The sequence below is a fragment of the Cobetia sp. 5-25-4-2 genome, assembly GCF_013374075.1.
Lineage (GTDB): Bacteria > Pseudomonadota > Gammaproteobacteria > Pseudomonadales > Halomonadaceae > Cobetia > Cobetia marina.
This window is the reverse complement of record NZ_BLWK01000018.1, coordinates 1-527: the sequence shown is the minus strand read 5'-3', so window position 1 is coordinate 527 and position 527 is coordinate 1. Positions and strand designations below refer to the sequence as shown.

Below are 527 nucleotides of genomic sequence, written 5' to 3'. Positions count from 1 at the left end.
GTCACACCCTGGCTGTCGGTGACGACCACGGTGTAATCCAGCACCAGGCTTCCGCCGACGGCGAGGTGATCGAAGGCTTCGCCTTCGACGCTTGCGCTGTCGAAGGTCCAGTTCAGAGTGCCATCGTTCTCGGTGTTGGCGATGATCGCATCGGCATCGACGGAGAGCATGCTCAGCAGCTCAGCATTGCTGAGGCCATCGGTATCACCGGTGGCGGTCACGGCCGTGACGCTCGGCGTGACTTCGTCGGTGGTATCAAGATCGCTCACCGAGAGCGTGCCGGCGGTGGTCAGCGGTGCATCGGTTTCTGTCAGTGACTCGACCGCGCTGTCGTCGCCTTCGATGGCGATGACTGGCGCATCGTTGCTGCCATTGATGGTGATCGAGACTACCTGCTCAGCGGTCACACCCTGGCTGTCGGTGACGACCACGGTGTAATCCAGCACCAGGCTCTCGCCGACGGCGAGATGATCGAAGGCTTCGCCAGCGACACTTGAGCTGTCGAAGGTCCAGTTCAGCGTGCCGTC

At 62.0% G+C, this 527-nt stretch carries 1 protein-coding gene; it reads right to left on the bottom strand.

The window, feature by feature from the left end:
* Positions 1-527: VCBS domain-containing protein (locus HXS65_RS17320; protein ID WP_218015113.1), on the bottom strand; the 527-nt coding region annotated here is incomplete at both ends.